Below are 16,910 nucleotides of genomic sequence, written 5' to 3' on the forward strand. Positions count from 1 at the left end.
GATGATCCAGATTGATCTACCCACATTAGTTAACCGCTTAAATCCGATGACCCGGCACGCTCTGGAAACGGCGGCAGCGCAGTGTGTCAGCCAGCAGCAACCTGAGATCACTGTCTCTCAGCTACTGCTGCAAATGATCAACACACCTCTCAGTGATGTCAGAGCGATCTTCAGCCAAGCCGAGGTAGACAGTGACTTGCTGAAAGAACAGCTTGATCAAATGATCCCTCACCATCAAACGATGGTTCAAGCCTACCCCAACTTCTCCCCGATGTTGGTGGAGTGGTTACAGGATAGCTGGCTGTTAGCATCAACCGAAATGCAGCATCAAGAATTACGCAGCGGTGTCATGCTAATGACATTGCTGTTCAGCCCGTTACGCTATCTGACACCGCAATCCGCTCGTCTTCTGTCGAGAATAAATCGCGAATTGCTGCGTCAGAATTTCACCCAGTGGACTGCCGGCTCTGCCGAACAACCTGTTGTGGAGAACGATAAAAATGGACAAGGAAAAACCGTTGCCAACAGTGACAGCCTACTCGCCCGCTTTACTCAGAATATGACAGAACAAGCCCGTCAGGGAAAACTCGATCCGGTTCTGTGCCGTGACACCGAAATCGACCTGATGATCGATATTCTTTGCCGTCGCCGTAAAAATAACCCAATTGTGGTGGGTGAAGCGGGCGTGGGTAAAAGCGCACTGATTGAAGGGCTGGCTTTGCGCATTATTGACAACCAGGTGCCGGAAAAATTGCACAACAGTGAACTGATGACACTGGATCTGGGCGCGTTACAAGCAGGTGCCGCGGTAAAAGGTGAATTTGAAAAACGCTTCAAAGGCATCATGAGTGAAATCAGCCAGTCATCCGTACCGGTTATTCTGTTCATTGATGAAGCCCACACGCTGATTGGCGCAGGCAATCAACAGGGCGGACTGGATATCTCCAACTTATTGAAACCCGCTCTGGCGCGTGGTGAACTAAAAACTATCGCCGCAACCACTTGGGGCGAATACAAAAAATATTTCGAAAAAGATGCCGCCCTCTCCCGCCGTTTCCAATTAGTCAAGGTGGCCGAACCCACAGCGGAAGAAGCCATTATCATCATGCGTGGCCTGCGGGCAATTTATGAACAGGCTCATGGCGTCTTGATCGATGACGAAGCGCTGAAAGCCTCTGCGGTATTAAGTGACCGTTACCTCTCCGGTCGTCAATTACCGGATAAAGCGATTGATGTACTGGATACCGCTTGTGCACGTGTCGCCATTAATCTGACTGCCCCTCCGCGTCAGATTTCCGCACTAAAAAACCAGCACCACCAGCAGCAAATGGAATCGGATGTGCTGGCAAGGGAACAACGGATGGGGTTGAACCAACATACTGACAGACTGGATGAATTACGGCTGCAACAGCAAGAAACAGCAGAAAAACTGGCTGAACTGGAAGCCAGTTGGCAGCAGCAGCAACAACTGGTTCAACAAATCATTAAACTGCGCCGTCAGCTATTAACGGATGAAACAACCGATGAACATGAAACATCTGAGGAAATAGTGACTGAAGAGCTGATTGCAAAACTGGCTGAACTTAACCAACAATTAGAACAGTTACAACAACAGCAAACACTCATTTCCCCTCATGTGGATAAAAACCAAATTGCGGCGGTTATTGCCGAATGGACTGGCGTTCCCCTTAACCGCCTATCGCAGAGTGAGCTTTCCGTTGTCACTGAACTGCCAACCCATCTGGGACAAAGCATCAAGGGGCAGGATCTTGCCATCAAATGTCTGCACCAACATCTGTTGACTGCCAGAGCCGACTTGCGCCGCCCCGGTCGCCCACTGGGCGCTTTCCTGCTGGTCGGTCCAAGCGGTGTCGGTAAAACTGAAACCGTTTTGCAAATTGCGGAATTAATGTTCGGTGGCCGTCAATACCTGACCACCATCAATATGTCTGAATTTCAGGAAAAACACACAGTTTCCCGCCTGATTGGCTCACCTCCGGGCTATGTGGGATATGGTGAAGGTGGCGTACTCACCGAAGCTATTCGTCAAAAACCTTACTCAGTCGTCCTGCTTGATGAAGTGGAAAAAGCCCATCCAGATGTACTGAACTTGTTCTATCAGGCATTCGACAAAGGTGAACTGGCCGACGGTGAAGGCCGGGTGATTGATTGCAAAAACGTTGTCTTCTTCCTGACCTCTAACCTGGGCTATCAAACCATCGTTGATAACGCTGATAAACCGGAAAAGATGAATGACCTGCTCTACCCTGAATTAGCGGCTTTCTTCAAACCGGCGTTACTGGCGCGAATGGAAGTAGTGCCTTATCTACCGCTGGGATACGACACCCTGAAAACCATTATCCAAGGCAAACTGACTCGCCTCGATAACCTATTACATCAACGTTTCCATGCCGAAGTCACCATCAGTGACGAGGTTATTGAAGAGATACTACAACGGGCAACCCGTGCGGAAAACGGCGCACGTATGCTGGAATCGATCATTGATGGCGCTTTGTTGCCGCCACTATCCCTGTTGCTACTGCAAAAAATGGCTTCCGGAAAACAGATCAGTACCATCCAGCTAACTGTTGATGCACATGAATTCAACGCGGTAGTTGAGGAGATACCATGAAACAACGGCTGAAAAGCGCATTAGCGTTATTGGAAAATGACTCTATTGAGCAGCTGGTTCATCACTTTCTTCAAGTGAATCACCAACGCCAGCGTTTTGACGCCTTGCTGGTCTCTTTGCTTAACGTGAATGAAAGCCGTCTGGAATGCTACCGGCTACCAGCCCCAAACCAGATCAGTGCCCTGCAACTGGATGTCAATATTGGCGATATCAACCACCCGCTGGTACAAATCCTGTACAAAGGCACCCCCACAACCTGGAGATCACTCAATCAAGGAGTGCGAGTAGACAATCAAAACTTTCGCACCTTTATAGAAGAGCTGCCCCACCGCTGTGGTTTGCATGCCATCCCGCTGTTTAACTGCAACGGACAGGCGTGTGGTGTCATTTCTGTTTTCGCCGAAGATGTCAGTCGTTTTGCTGACGATAGCAACATGTTTTACATCTACTGCTATGTCATGCAGCACCGACTGAAAAGATTGCAGGAATTGGAACAGCTGCGTGAACAACTGCGCCAGATCCGCCAAGTCTTTCAGACTCAACGCCAGAAAGAAAGACAGCTTGATGAACTATTGGTTTCATTGAGCACCACAGCAGAAAACAAAACATCGGCCAGCGTCTCTCACGATTACAGCAAAATTGACAACTTGTCTCAGGCAATCGAAGAGTTTGAATGTGCAGTATTGATACAACGCCAGCATGTCTACGGCAACAATACCAAACAGATTGCTGAAAGCTTGGGCATTGCACCACGTACACTGACTTACAAACTGGCAAAATACAGGTGTAAATTATGAGTTTCTTGTTACTTGTCAGTTCATTAATCGCCTCTCTGACGGGCGCACCTGCTGATATTCGGCCAGCTCAGGAAACGACAACAGAGCCTCCACTCTCGGCCTTGTTGCAATGCCGCTCAGAGCCTTCACCGCTGATCAGGCTCGATTGCTATGACCGTCTATTGGATAAAGTGGATAACATTGCCGTTATACCGTTAGAAAAAACCGGCCCAGCCTGGAGACAGGCAATGGAACAGGAAATGAAACGAACTGATCATTCAACCGGTTTTATCACTACCCAATCCGAGGGAATACCGACCCGCGTCATACTCACCACACCTGCGATCGGTGTTCTGCCACCACGGCCGGTACTGATGCTGAGTTGTATTGATAACATCACCCGGATACAGGTCGCGCTAGCTAAACCACAGGACAGTGGTACAGTGATGATTTCGACTGACATAACCCAATTCAGCGCCGACTGGTTCTTACGTGAAAACGGCTACCTGCTGGAATCCAGCCGTGGACTACCCGGCATTGAACAACTTAAACGACTGATGACAGGCCACACCCTAACCATCAAAACCGGCAACGGAAGTCAGATAACATTCAACATTTCTCAACTGGAACAGGCGGTGAAACCTTTACGCACCGCCTGTCGTTGGTGATCCCATGGATATCAGGAAACAATTTGACTGGCAGGAACTCCTGCTGGCCCCCCTATCGGATGAACTGACCGGCAGGGAACTGAATGAAAACGAACCCGCCTGGGAATATATTGACGGGGAAATGGTTAAGCTGGGATCACTGGCCCATTCCACCCTCGATATTGAAGAGATCCAGCGTCAGGCGCTGCAACTGTTCAGCGAAAAAAGCAAAGATTTCAGGCTGATGGTTCATTTATTGCGCACACTGCAACATAGCGGCAACCCCGCTGAACTGATACTGGCAATGGAACTGCTGGCCGATTATATCCAGCATTACTGGCAGACCGCCTGGCCACAAAAACCCCTGCTCAAACGTCGCCTGGCCCAGCAGGTCATTAAACGTTTTGACACTGCTCATACAGGTTTCTGCGAACAGGCGGATGAAACTCAGCGAGAAGCGGCGCAAGGCGCACTGGCCCATCTAGCGCAATGTTGGCATACCGATGAGCCTGCACTAGCTAAAGAGATCGACCAGCTACGCCCCCGCTATGCCCGCAAACCCGCGCCAAAACCCGTCGCCGCACCGGCTGAATCAGCAGAAACCGGCGCACAACCTGCGGGCACCTCCGCGCTGACACCCGCACCGGCACCGGATGTCGCAGTAGACAGTTCCAGTGAAAAAGCCTGGAAACAGACATTACTCACCGTCGCTGATCTCCTGTGCGAACGCCAGCCCGACATCGCCACAGGTTACCGTCTGCGCCGTTATGCCATCTGGCACACCCTGACCACCGCACCGACGGCCAGCAGTAAAGGCAAAACCCCACTGGCACCGACTTCGGCAGACCGTACTGCGGATTATCTGGCAAAACTGCCCACAGCCGATAAATCTTTGCTGCGACAGATAGAACAGAGCCTGACCCTCGCCCCTTACTGGCTTGACGGCCATGCTATCGCAGCTCAGGCCGCCGAAAAACTCGGCTATACCGCCGTCGCTGGGGCCATCCGTGATGAACTGAAAGCATTTCTTGAACGCCTGCCGGTGTTACAGACCCTGTATTTTTCCGATATGAGTCCGTTTATCTCCTCCTCAACCCTGAACTGGCTGCAACCGCCGGCGACTGCGGCCGTCAACGGCGGCGCAACACCGGATCAAGAAGCCATCTGGCAATGTTTCCGGCAACACGGACTGGAAGCGGCACTCAATGCGGCAGAACAGCACCAGCAGCAACTGACCGAACCCCGGGATCAATTCTACGGTCAGCTGCTCACGGCACAGCTGCTTGAACAGGCAGGCATGACGGCCCTGGCACAACAACATTACCGGCATCTGTTACAGGCAGGACAACACCTGTTACTCACCCATTGGGAGCCCGGCCTGCTGGCGGCACTGGCAGAAAAAGCCGCAATGACCGCCGCCCCAAAGGATACGATCGCAAACAGGAGCGTTAACCCATGAACTGGCTCTCTCTTCTTCTGAAAAATATCAAAAAACCGGCGATGCCGCGCCTGCCGCCGCTCAAAGCCACCGCCTCGCTGATACTGGCCCTCCTGCCCTGTATTGCCCTTATCTGGATATGGTGGTGGGGACCCGGCTGGCAGTTCAGACAGACCCACCCGCTGGAAAATCTCTCCGCCCGCTGGCTGGCCACCGTCATTATTATCCTGCTGGCCCTGGGCTTTATCGGGACGAAAATCTGGCGCCGTCTGCGTCAGCTCGAAAAACTCAAACTGGATGTGGAGTTGAAAGAAATCGATCCGGTCCTGGCCGATATAACTCATCAGGACAGCTACCTCAATCACTGGAAAGAGCAGTTACAGCGCCATCTCGGCACCTGGCATTACCTCTACCAGCGCCCCTGGTACCTGATGCTGGGCAACACCGGCAGCGGCAAAACCGCACTGATTCAGGAAGGCTACAAACTGACTGATATCGCCCTGCCGGACAGCCATAAAGGGGAAGAGGCTCCCCCCCTGCACCTGCGCTGCTGGCTGGGGGAAAAAGCCGTCATCATTGACCCGGACGGCTTTCTGATCGACCAGATATCACCGTCCGATACCCGCAAGCCCCAGCTGCCCACCCGTCTGTGGCAATCGTTACTCGCCTGGCTGACCGAAAACCGTCAGCGCCAGCCCCTCAACGGCATTATTCTGACGGTGGACACTCATCGTTTACTGACCGACAACAAAGCGCAGCGCGAACGGTATATCGCCGCGCTCCATCTGCGCCTGCAAGATCTGCGGTTAACCCTGCACAACCCCCTCCCCTTCTATCTGGTGCTGACCAAACTGGATCTGCTGCATGGCTTCAGTGCGGCATTTCAGTCACTGGACAAGCCGCAACGCACACAGATACTGGGCGTCACCTTCAGCCTGAATGCGCAGGATGAGCACAGCTGGCGTACTGAACTGGCGCAGTTCTGGCACCAGTGGATGCAGCAACTCAATGCCGCGATGCCGGACATGATGCTCAACAAAGTGGATATCAGCCAGCGCAGCCCGCTGTTCAGTTTCACCCGCCAGATACAGGGGCTGCACAGCTACCTGATTCCGTTGCTGGAGGGCATTCTCTACAATGGCGGCCCGGCACAACCCGGACTGCGCGGCGTTTATCTCACCTCGTCCAGACAAATCGGCCAGATGGATGACATCTTTACCCAGTCTGCCGCCGTGCAGTATCACCTGGGGCCACAGGCCTTTCCGACCTGGCCGGTGGCCGATACCGCCCCCTACTTCACCCGTGCGCTGTTTGAAGACGTCCTGCTGGCCGAACCCAATCTGGCGGCGGAAAACCGCCTGTGGTTAAGCCATCACCGCCGCAAACTCCTGACCTTCTCCACCGCCGGCGCCGCGGTCGCCCTGGCGCTGTGGGCCGGCTGGCACTATAACTATCAGAAAAACTATCGGGCCGGTGAAGAAGTGCTGGCGCAGGCCAAAACCTTCCTGTCCATTCCCCCACCCAAAGGGGAAGACCGCAACGGGAACTTACAGTTGCCCCTGCTGAACCCTCTCCGGGAAGCGACTCTGGCCTACGGGGATTACCATAAAAAAGGGCTGTTCACTGATATGGGCCTGTATCAAGGTTCCGATGTCGGGCCGTATGTCGAAAACACCTACCTGCAACTGCTGTCCCAGCGCTTCCTGCCTGCGCTGATGAATGGCCTGCTGGATGACCTGAACCAGGCTGCCAAAGGCAGTGAAGAGAAACTCGAAGTCCTGCGCATCATGCGGATGCTGGAAGACCGCAGTGGCCGCAATAAGTCACTGGTAGAACAGTACATGCGCGAACGCTGGAGTCAGGTCTTTAACGGCCAGCGTCAGGTGCAGGAACAGCTGCTGACCCATCTCGACTATGCGCTGGACCACACTGACTGGCGGGCGGCCCGGGAAGCAGATAACCCGGCGGCTATCAGCCGCTTTGCTCCTTACCAACGCCCGATGATAAACGCTCAGAAAGAACTGAGCCAGCTCTCCATTTACCAGCGGGTGTACCAGACCCTGCGCATCAAAGCCCAGGACTCACTGCCGCCGCCTCTCAACCTGCGTGACCAGATTGGCCCCAGCTTTGACAGCCTCTTTATCGCCAATAATGACAAACAGCTGATTATCCCGCAGTTCCTGACGATAAACGGCCTGAACAACTACTTCGTCAAACAGGACGACCAGCTGATTGACCTGACCGTGATGGACAGCTGGGTACTGAACCTGTCACACAACGTGCAGTACAGCGAGACCGACCGTCAGGAAATTCAGCGCCAAATCACCGAGCAGTACCTGGGCGATTACACCGCCACCTGGCGCGGGGCCATGAACAACCTGGATATCCGTCACTTTACCGATATCCCGCAGGCCATCGGCGCCATTGAACAGGTCATCAGCGGGGAACAGCCTCTCAGCCGCGCATTGCAGATTCTCAGCGACAACACCCGCCTGCCGGTGATTAATGATACCCTGCCGGCCAAAGAGCAACAGCAGTTACGCGACTCCCCGGATTACCGCCTGCTGGTGCGCATCAACCGGGAATTCGCCCCGGAAACCGCCGTGCTGGTGGAATACGGGGATAAAAACAGCACCCTGCAAGGCGTTTATCAGAAACTGACCGATCTGCACCGCTACCTGCTGGCGATTCAGAACGCCCCGGTACCGGGTAAAGCCGCCCTGAAAGCGGTCCAGCTGCGACTGGAACAGAACAACAGCGACCCCATCTTCGAAGTGCAGCAGCTGGCGAAAAACCTGCCGGAGCCGTTAAACCGCTGGGTCGGGGAACTGGCTGAACAGGCGTGGCGGGTGGTCATGAGGGAAGCGGTCAGCTCGCTGGAAGTCGAATGGAGCGAAAACGTCGTCAGACAGTACCAGACCTACCTGGCCGGCCGCTATCCGTTCAACCCGGCAGCCACCCAGGATGTGCCGCTCAGTGAGTTCGACCGCTTCTTCCGGCCGGGCGGCACGCTGGATGCCTTCTATCAGCAGAACCTCAAACCGTTTGTCGAGAACAACCTGACCTACGGTACGGACGGGGAACAGCTTATCCGCCCGGATGTGCTGAAACAGCTAACCCTGGCTAACCGTATTCGCGACACCTTCTTCACCCCGCAAAACGGCCTGGGCACCCAGTTTGCCATTGAACCCCTCAGCCTGACCGGCAACAAACGCCGCAGCCTGCTTAACCTTGACGGACAGTTACTCGATTATGCCCATGGCCGCGGCAGCATCGTACACTTAATCTGGCCAAACTCGATGCGGGCCGGGGTGGAAAGTCAGCTCACGCTGATACCGGACGTCAGTGGTAAATCCCCACGCGCCATCAGCTTCACCGGCCCGTGGGCACAACTGCGGCTGATTAACAGCGGCAAACTGACCAACGTACGTCAGGATTCCTTTGATGTGCTGTTCAGCGTGGATGGCGGTGACATGACCTACCGTATCTACGTGGATGAATCCGACAACCCGTTTGCCGGCGGCCTGTTCAGCCAGTTCACACTGCCCGATACACTCTATTAATCAAAAAGAACCTGCCCCACGGCGGCGGCAGGCAAGGATAAACTGCCATGCGTGAACACCCCGAAAACCTGATTATCCGTGCCGGCGGTAACCCGATGAACCTGCCGGCGTTCACGGCAATACGCGAAGAAATCAACAAAATTAACCACCCGTCTCAGCCGGCGGTGAACTGGCCGCTGATTGAATCCCTGGCCCTGACGCTGTTTCGCTCCCACGGCGTCGATTTGCAGAGTGCGATTTACTACACCCTGGCCCGGATGCAACTGAGCGGCCTGGCCGGCTTTACCGAAGGCTGTGAACTGCTGGCCGGCGTGATGGTCAGCCAGTGGGATGCACTGTGGCCGCCACAACCCACGGTCCGCACCGAAATGCTCGACTGGTTTAACACCCGCAGCAGCAACGTCCTGCGCCAGCACGACTACACCGCCCGCGACCTGCGCATGATTTACCGGGCTGAGCGGGCCTTACAGCTGATAGTTGACCGGCTCCAGCAGTCTGATTTGAAACGCCTGCCCAAAGTCGAAAACCTGTTGTGGTTTTTCCAGAACACCGCAAAAAAACTGGAAAATACCCGTATCCTGCCCAAACCGGCGGCTAAACCGGTCCAGATGCCGCCGCTGGTCTACCTGGTCAACACAGAACCGGAGCCGGCTGAGCCGGAAGCCGACGGTGACCCCGGCTACGACAGCCATCAGCCCAAAGTCCAGGTCCGTTTCCCTGAGCCGCCGCCCCGGATGAGTGCCTTACAGGGCTTCGGACTGGGCGTCCTGCTGGGCGCGTTTGTCCTGACCGGCAGCTGGCTGGGGTTTTACCGGCCGCTGCAACAACAGCTCACGGCCCTGACCGGCACGCCGGACGGCGCACGACTGGCCTGGCTGTACCAGCCTGACCTGCCAGCCTATGAACAACAGTTAACCCGGTTAGCGGACACCTCCCCGCTGGTGGTGCTGCAAAACGCCGAACAGCTGACCGCCATGGCACAGAAAACCTGGCCGCAGGACCGCGAACAGCAGCGTGAAACCGCCCGCTGGCAACAGTTACAGGCCGTGCGACTGGATAACGCCCCGCTCGCAGGCAGCTGGCATCAGACCCGGCATCAGCTCCAGCAGTTAGCCGATAAACTCCTGGCTCAGGAGCGCAACCGCGGCAGCTTCACCCTCTCTTACCTGAAAACTGCGATTTATCAGATTCAGACCAGCCACAACCGCGAGGTGCCGCTGGAAGAGTTGCTGCGCCAGTTCGCCGCGGCGGTCGAACAGGGGCACCCCGTTTCACCGGCGCTGAGAAAAAAGACCGACGACCGCTTTAACGCCCTGCTCAGCCGCTACTACGCATTGCAAAAAGACGCCGGGCTGACCGGGCTCCCTGAGAAAAACCATCCATAACTTCAGAGAAGGAACCCTTCTATGTCATTTCAGAAAAAAACTGCCGGGCAGCTGGCCCAACACATCGCTGACCGGATGAATACTCAAAGTGCCGGCGGGTTGCAGTTCACCCTCACCGCCGGCAGACTGCCACCCCACACCTTTGTCGTCGCCGGCTTTTCACTCAGTGAAAGCCTGTCTACCCCGTTTAAGCTGGCGGTCAGTTTAGCCAGTGCTGACCCGGCCATCGATTTCGCCGCCGTCCTCGATAAAAGCGCCACCCTCGCCATCCTGCGCGCAGGCAAAATCGAGCGCACCGTCACCGGCATGGTCGCCAGCTTCGTTCAGGGCAACACCGGGAAACATCAGACCCGCTATGAGATGACTATCCGTCCCGATATGTGGCGCACCACCCTGCGCCAGAATGCCCGTATCTTTCAGCGACAGGATATCAAAACCATTCTCACCACCCTGCTCAAAGAGAGCGGCGTCCGCGATGTGGCGTTCAGGCTGCGTGACCCGCACCCGGAGCGGGAATTCTGTGTCCAGTACCGGGAAACTGATTTTGATTTTCTGCAACGACTGACCGCCGAAGAAGGCATTTTTTACTTCTTTGAGTTCAACGGGAACAAAAACACCCTGGTGTTCGCCGACGCTGCCGGGGCTCTTGCTAAAGGCCCGGTATTACCTTATCACCCCGGTGAGGCCACCGACGCACAGCAGCTGTGCGTCACCGCACTGACCCGCCAGGCTCAGGTCCGGCCGGCCTCCGTGGAACTGAAGGATTACACCTTCAAAAACCCGGTCTGGGCCGCCGAGTTCCGCCACCATATGCGGGAACAACACCTCCAGCACACCGGCTATGAACACTTTGATTTCCCCGGCCGCTTCAAAGACGAGCAGCACGGTGCCGATTTCACCCGCTACCGGCTCGAAGCCCTGCGCAATGACGCCCTGACCGGTCACGGGGACAGTAACCACGCCGCAATGCTGCCAGGCGTCCTGTTCACCCTCACTGACCATCCCCGGGATGACCTTAACCAGCTCTGGCAGCTGGTCAGCGTCGCCCACTCCGGCAGTCAGCCGCAGGCGCTGGAACAGGCCGGCGGGGAGTCAGGCACCCTCATGAGCAACCAGTTCACCTTTATCCCCGTTCATCAGCACTGGCGCCCGGCCCCGCGCACCAAACCGGTGATAGACGGCCCGCAGATTGCCAAAGTGGTCGGCCCGGCAGGCGAAGAAATCTTCTGCGACCAGTACGGCCGTATCCGGCTGCAATTCCTGTGGGACCGTGACGGCCAGAGTGATGACCACAGCTCCTGCTGGATACGGGTGACACAGCCCTGGGCCGGCCAGGGCTGGGGCATGCTGGCTATCCCGCGTATCGGTCAGGAAGTCGTGGTGGACTTTCTCAACGGCGACCCGGACCAGCCGATTGTCACCGGGCGCACCTATCATGCCAGCAATCTCCCGCCGGGCACCCTGCCGGGCAGCAAAACCCAGATGGCCTTCCGCTCAAAAACCCACAAGGGGGAAGGTTACAACGAACTGCGCTTTGAGGATGCCAAAGGCAGTGAAGCATTGTCTTTACATGCTCAGCGCGACATGAACACCGTGGTGCTCAATGACCGCGAAACCCGGGTCATGCACAACCACACCGAAAGCATCGGCAATGACCAGATACTTTCCGTCAGGAAGAACCGCCATAAAGAAGTGACCGGCGATGAAGTCAGTGCAATAACCGGCCTGCGGCAAATCACCGTGGAAAAAGACAGCCTGCTGAACGTGAAAAATAATATCCAGATACAGTCCCGGGCCGGCGGTATCGAGATTGCGACCGCCGGCGGCAGCATCACGCTCGACAGCGCCGGCAATATCCGGATTCAGGGCGCCACTATCACCATTAACGGCAAACAGGTCAATGTCAACTGACCGGTATTGCCCCATGAACAACACCTTTAAATACATTATTTCACTCAATAACGGAAAAACAGCATGACAAACACCCTGTATCAGATGAATGAAGGCACCCTGACGCTCCCCGCCAACTGGCGGGATGAATCCATGAACGTCTTCGTGCTGCCCGATGACAGCGGCATTAATCTGGTGGTCAGCCGCACACCAGTCCCCACCGGCATGGATAACACCGCTTATTATGAACAGACCCTGGCCCAGTTTCGCACTCACCTGCCCGGTTATCAGGAACACCAGCGCAGTGACATCACCCTCAGCCAGCAACCCGCCCGCCGGCTCGATTACCAGTGGACAAGCCCGGAAGGCGACATGTACCAGACCGTCGTCCTGCAAATCCGCGGGCCGCAGCTGCTGACCTTCAACCTGACCTCCCCCGCCCCCTTTGCAGACGGTCAGCGCGATGCACTGCTGGCGGTTATCGACAGCTTCCAGGCCGCCGGATAATCTGACAGGAGGTTCAACATGTCACTTGGCGATGACATCGTCACCCGGATTGCCCGGGTCGGCGCGTTACATACTGCACCGGTTGCCCCCCCACAGGGCGCTCCCGGCCCGGCGGCTGCCCGCGCAGGCGACCCGATTAAACATGCCAGCTTCCTCGGCGCACTCGCCGGCGCCATTACCGGTGCCCTGATAAGTGCCGCCGTGTTTGCCGTGGCTGCCGCGGTGGTGGTCGGCACCGGCGGATTAGCCACCGTCGCGGTCCTTGCACTCGGCACCGCCGGTACCCTGGCCCTCGGGAAGGTCATCAGTGCCGCCAGTTCGGCGGTCACCAAAATGGTCGACAGTATCGGCCCGCCCAGTGGCGTACTGCTGACCGGCTCCCCGGATGTGTTTATTGAAGGGAAAGCCGCGGCTCGGGCCACCGTCGATACCGCTGGCTGCACTAAACACCCGGCGCCGCCCCTGATTGCCCAGGGCAGTGAAACCGTGTTTATCAACGGTGCCCCGGCCGCCCGGGTGGATGACAAACTGGTCTGCGGCGCCACCATCAAAGCCGGGGCCAAAACCGTGTTTATCGGTTCCGGTCAGGGCACCTACTTAGCCGTTGCCGAAGAGTTCTCCGCCTGGCAGCGGGCCATTCTGATGGCCGTTGAGTTTCTGGTGCCGCCCTCCCGGGGGGCCCTTAAAGGCCTCGGTAAACTGTTCACCAAAACCGGCCAGCAGGCCGTGCTGAACGGGGCCAGAGCCGGGGCCCGGCACGTCGGGAAAATCGTCGCCGGTAAAACGATTTCCTGCGCCAAAACCGCCTTTAAAGAAACCCGGGGGGTGAGACGTTACCGGGAAAGCACCAAAAAGTTCTTCACCGGCGACCCGATTGACGTCACGACCGGCCAGTTATTCGACCAGCGCACCGATATCACCCTCGGCCAGACCCTGCCGCTGGTGTTTCTGCGCAGCTGGACCCCCGGGGAGCAGGGCCTGCTCGGACCGGGCTGGACCGACAGCTTCTCCGAATGCGCCCTCACCACCGGCGACCGGGTCGAAATCTGCACCACCGAAGGCGCGTCACTCTGTTTTGCCTTACCGGCCACCTGTACGCACAGTATTAACCCGGACCACCCGGATTTTACCCTGAGCCGGGGCGAACAGGGCTATATCCTCAGTCACCGTGACTCCCCGGTCCGCAAGTATTTTGCCCTGCCCGCGCCGGTTGCCGCCGATGCGCCCCAACGCTGGCGGCTGACCGAACACCGGGACATCTATCACAACCGGCTGCAGTTTCTCTACAACCCGCAGTATCAACTGACCCAGGTCATCCACAGTGACGGACCGGCGCTGACACTGCGTTATAACCTGAACGGGCAACTGACCGAAATCCTGCGTACCGATGACGGGTTACAGGCCGTGATGGCCCGCTATCACTACCATGACCATGGCCGGCTGGCCGAAGCCGACAGCACCCAGCATTTCCACCTGTACTATGAATATAACGCGCAGGGCCTGATAAGCCGCTGGTCTGACGGGGACCAGACCTGGGTGGATTACCGCTACGATAAACAGGGGCGCTGTACCGACAGTGTCGGGGCCGGCGGTTTCTACCCGGTCCGCCTGGACTATGCCCCCGGTATCACCCGCTCCACCACCCCGCAGGGGCACACCACCACCTGGCATTACAATGACCTGAATCTGATAACCGCAGTCCACACCCCGGACGGCAGCGTGACCCGCTACCACTATGACGACGGGGGCAATCTGGTGCAGCAGATTTCTCCCCTGGGGGAAACCCTGACCCTGACCTACCTGGCGGATACGGGTCGGGTCACGTCCTTCACCGAGGCGACCGGGGCCGTCTGGCAGTACAGCTATGATGCCGACACCCTGCAACTGACCGGCATGACCGACCCGCTGCACCGCACCTGGCTGCCACTGTATGATGAACAGGGCCAGCCAGCCGGATTTATTGCCCCGGATGGCCGGAAAACCACCCTGACCCGCAATGCCTTCGGCCTGGTAACCGCGGAAGAAGACACGGACGGCAACCGCCGTACACAGGAATATGATACCCATCAGCGACTGGTCAGGCTGTTTGATGAAGAGAACCGCACCGTCAGTCTGGGCTATGACAGCCAGGACCGGTTACGCAGCCTGACCGCCGCCGGGGCACTGTGGCGCTGGCGTTATGACCGGCATCACCGGGTGGCCGTCAGCGACCGGCCCGACAACGCCCTGGAGCAGGCTGACCATGACCGCCACGGGAACCTGACCCGCTGGACCGATGCGCGTGGGGTGGCCTGGCAGGTGGAATACGGCCCGTTTGACCTGCCGGTAGCCCGGCGGGACGGCGAAGGCCATCGCTGGCAGTACCGCTATGATGCCGATACCCTGCAACTGACCGGGGTCATTAACCCATTGGGGGAACGCTACACCTACACCCTGGATGCGCAGGGCCGGGTCGTCACCGAGCAGGATTATGCCGGTACCCGCTGGCACTATCGCTATGACCGGTCGGGGAACTGCATTGAAAAACGGGACGGGGCAGAGACGGTTACCCGTTATGACTATGATGCCGCTCAGCGCCTCACCGCCCTGCATGCCCCGGAGGGCACCACCCGTTACCAGTATGATATCGCCGGACGCCTGCTGAGGGTTGACGCCCCGGACAGCACCTTACAGTTTGACTACGACGAACAGGACCGGATAGTCCGGGAAATCCAGCCGCACGGGGAAATTCAGCGTCACTACCCGGACAACCGCACCGTCGAGCGGCAGCTGTTCACCGGCGAAACAGACCCGGTAACCGGCCCCTCACGCTTTACCGGACAGACCCACCCGGAACACTGGCAAACCCGGATACAGATTAACCGGGCCGGGGAGCTGACCGGGCTGACGTTAGACCATCTGCCGCCCCTGACGGTGTCACGGGATGAGGCGGGACGGGATACCGGGCGTTACACCGACAGCGGCTTCATTGTGCGCCAGCAGTATAACCTGATGGGGTTACTGACTGCACAGCGCGCGGGCGGCAACCCCCATCTTTTCCGGCCGGCTGAGCTGGAGGAGATTGGCGAACCCGCCCATGCCAGTCTGGCCAGACAGTATGAATACGATGCGGCCCTGAACCTGACTGCGGCCCGTGATGACGGACAGCAGCTGCGCTATCTCCTCAACGGCAACGGCCAGGTGGTCTCGGTGAGTGACGGGCGCAACCTGCGCGAACATTATCAGTATGATGCAACCGGTTACCCGTCCCGGCGGTTTGACGGGGTACAGGAGATTATGGGGGAGACCCTTTACCAGGAGGGTCACCGCCTGAACTGGGTGGGCTCGCACCGGTTTGTTTACGACCTGGCCGGTCGTATGCAGGAGAAACAGTTTTTAGCCGAAGGCTACCGGCTGGCGGTGACGAAATACCGCTGGAACAGTCAGAACCAGCTGACCGGCCTCATCACCCCGGATGGTCATCGGTGGGAATATCGTTATGATGCTTTTGGGCGGCGCACCGAAAAGCGCTGTATCCAGACCGGTAAACTGACCACGTATCTGTGGGACGGGGATGTGCCGGCGGAAATCCGTGAATACCAGCATGGGCGGCTGAAAATCATCCGCCATCTGGTGTTTGACGGCTGGGAGCTGATGGCCCAGCAGACCCGGCAGTTTACCCTCAATCTGGACAACCGGGTGGAGCTGATGGTGGGGGAGATTGAGACCCAGTATGCGGTGAGTGCGCCGACCGGTGAGCCGCTGGCGCTGTTTAACCCGGCCGGTAAACGGGTGTGGCGGCAGCCGAAACAGTCGCTGTACGGGCTGAACCTGGCGCTGCCGGAAGACATGCCGCTGGATCCGGGCCTGCGGTTTGCCGGGCAAATTTTCGATGAGGAAAGTGGTTTATTCTATAACCGGTTCAGGTATTATTTGCCGGAAGGCGGGTGTTACCTCAGCACCGACCCGATTGGGCTGAATGGGGGCCTGAATCCCTATTCGTACGTCCATAATCCCACCGGATGGGTTGATCCTCTGGGGCTGGCAACATGCCCAGTAATCAAACAACGTGTTCTGGACAATATCGCAGCAA

Annotated in this window: 9 protein-coding genes; all 9 read left to right on the forward strand. The window is 57.2% G+C overall.

Annotation, left to right across the window (positions count from 1 at the left end; all coding sequences use genetic code 11):
* Position 1: 1 nt before the first annotated feature.
* Positions 2 to 2,632 carry a type VI secretion system ATPase TssH gene (gene tssH, locus C5470_RS15780; RefSeq protein WP_166290569.1) on the forward strand — a complete coding sequence of 877 codons (2,631 nt, stop codon included), beginning with the start codon at positions 2 to 4 and terminating at the stop codon, positions 2,630 to 2,632.
* Positions 2,629 to 3,429: a helix-turn-helix domain-containing protein gene (locus C5470_RS15785; RefSeq protein ID WP_036846001.1), complete on the forward strand. Its 801-nt coding sequence runs from the start codon at positions 2,629 to 2,631 to the stop codon at positions 3,427 to 3,429. The genes tssH and C5470_RS15785 overlap by 4 nt, the downstream gene beginning before the upstream one ends.
* The gene (vasI, locus tag C5470_RS15790; RefSeq protein WP_036846003.1) at positions 3,426 to 4,076 is read left to right on the forward strand and encodes a type VI secretion system-associated protein VasI; all 651 of its coding nucleotides are present in this window, start codon (positions 3,426 to 3,428) and stop codon (positions 4,074 to 4,076) included. The genes C5470_RS15785 and vasI overlap by 4 nt, the downstream gene beginning before the upstream one ends.
* A gap of 4 nt (positions 4,077 to 4,080) precedes the next feature.
* Positions 4,081 to 5,514, forward strand: coding sequence for a type VI secretion system protein TssA (gene tssA / locus C5470_RS15795; RefSeq protein WP_166290571.1), 1,434 nt, complete (start codon positions 4,081 to 4,083; stop codon positions 5,512 to 5,514).
* Positions 5,511 to 9,056 (forward strand): type VI secretion system membrane subunit TssM, encoded by a 3,546-nt coding sequence (tssM, locus tag C5470_RS15800; protein WP_166290573.1) that lies wholly within the window; start codon positions 5,511 to 5,513, stop codon positions 9,054 to 9,056. The genes tssA and tssM overlap by 4 nt, the downstream gene beginning before the upstream one ends.
* Before the next feature lie 47 nt (positions 9,057 to 9,103).
* Positions 9,104 to 10,441, forward strand: coding sequence for a VasL domain-containing protein (locus C5470_RS15805; protein ID WP_166290575.1), 1,338 nt, complete (start codon positions 9,104 to 9,106; stop codon positions 10,439 to 10,441).
* A 75-nt stretch (positions 10,442 to 10,516) separates the two neighbouring features.
* Positions 10,517 to 12,352 (forward strand): type VI secretion system Vgr family protein, encoded by a 1,836-nt coding sequence (locus C5470_RS15810; RefSeq protein ID WP_242688040.1) that lies wholly within the window; start codon positions 10,517 to 10,519, stop codon positions 12,350 to 12,352.
* A 63-nt stretch (positions 12,353 to 12,415) separates the two neighbouring features.
* Complete coding sequence (locus C5470_RS15815) at positions 12,416 to 12,838, forward strand: DUF1795 domain-containing protein (protein ID WP_166290579.1); 423 nt, start codon at positions 12,416 to 12,418, stop codon at positions 12,836 to 12,838.
* Between the two features lie 18 nt (positions 12,839 to 12,856).
* Positions 12,857 to 16,910, forward strand: a 4,054-nt coding sequence (locus tag C5470_RS15820; protein ID WP_166290581.1) for an RHS repeat-associated core domain-containing protein, incomplete at its 3' end; no start/stop codon positions are given.

It is taken from the genome of Photorhabdus stackebrandtii, from assembly GCF_011189495.1.
Taxonomy (GTDB): domain Bacteria; phylum Pseudomonadota; class Gammaproteobacteria; order Enterobacterales; family Enterobacteriaceae; genus Photorhabdus; species Photorhabdus khanii.

What these genes read in the sequence shown, in the direction of transcription:
- tssA (WP_166290571.1), top strand. Translation starts at nt 4,081, where the DNA reads ATGGATATCAGGAAACAATTTGACTGGCAGGAACTCCTGCTGGCCCCC.
- C5470_RS15810 (WP_242688040.1), top strand. Translation starts at nt 10,517, where the DNA reads ATGAATACTCAAAGTGCCGGCGGGTTGCAGTTCACCCTCACCGCCGGC.
- C5470_RS15815 (WP_166290579.1), top strand. Translation starts at nt 12,416, where the DNA reads ATGACAAACACCCTGTATCAGATGAATGAAGGCACCCTGACGCTCCCC.
- vasI (WP_036846003.1), top strand. Translation starts at nt 3,426, where the DNA reads ATGAGTTTCTTGTTACTTGTCAGTTCATTAATCGCCTCTCTGACGGGC.
- tssH (WP_166290569.1), top strand. Translation starts at nt 2, where the DNA reads ATGATCCAGATTGATCTACCCACATTAGTTAACCGCTTAAATCCGATG.
- C5470_RS15785 (WP_036846001.1), top strand. Translation starts at nt 2,629, where the DNA reads ATGAAACAACGGCTGAAAAGCGCATTAGCGTTATTGGAAAATGACTCT.
- C5470_RS15805 (WP_166290575.1), top strand. Translation starts at nt 9,104, where the DNA reads ATGCGTGAACACCCCGAAAACCTGATTATCCGTGCCGGCGGTAACCCG.
- tssM (WP_166290573.1), top strand. Translation starts at nt 5,511, where the DNA reads ATGAACTGGCTCTCTCTTCTTCTGAAAAATATCAAAAAACCGGCGATG.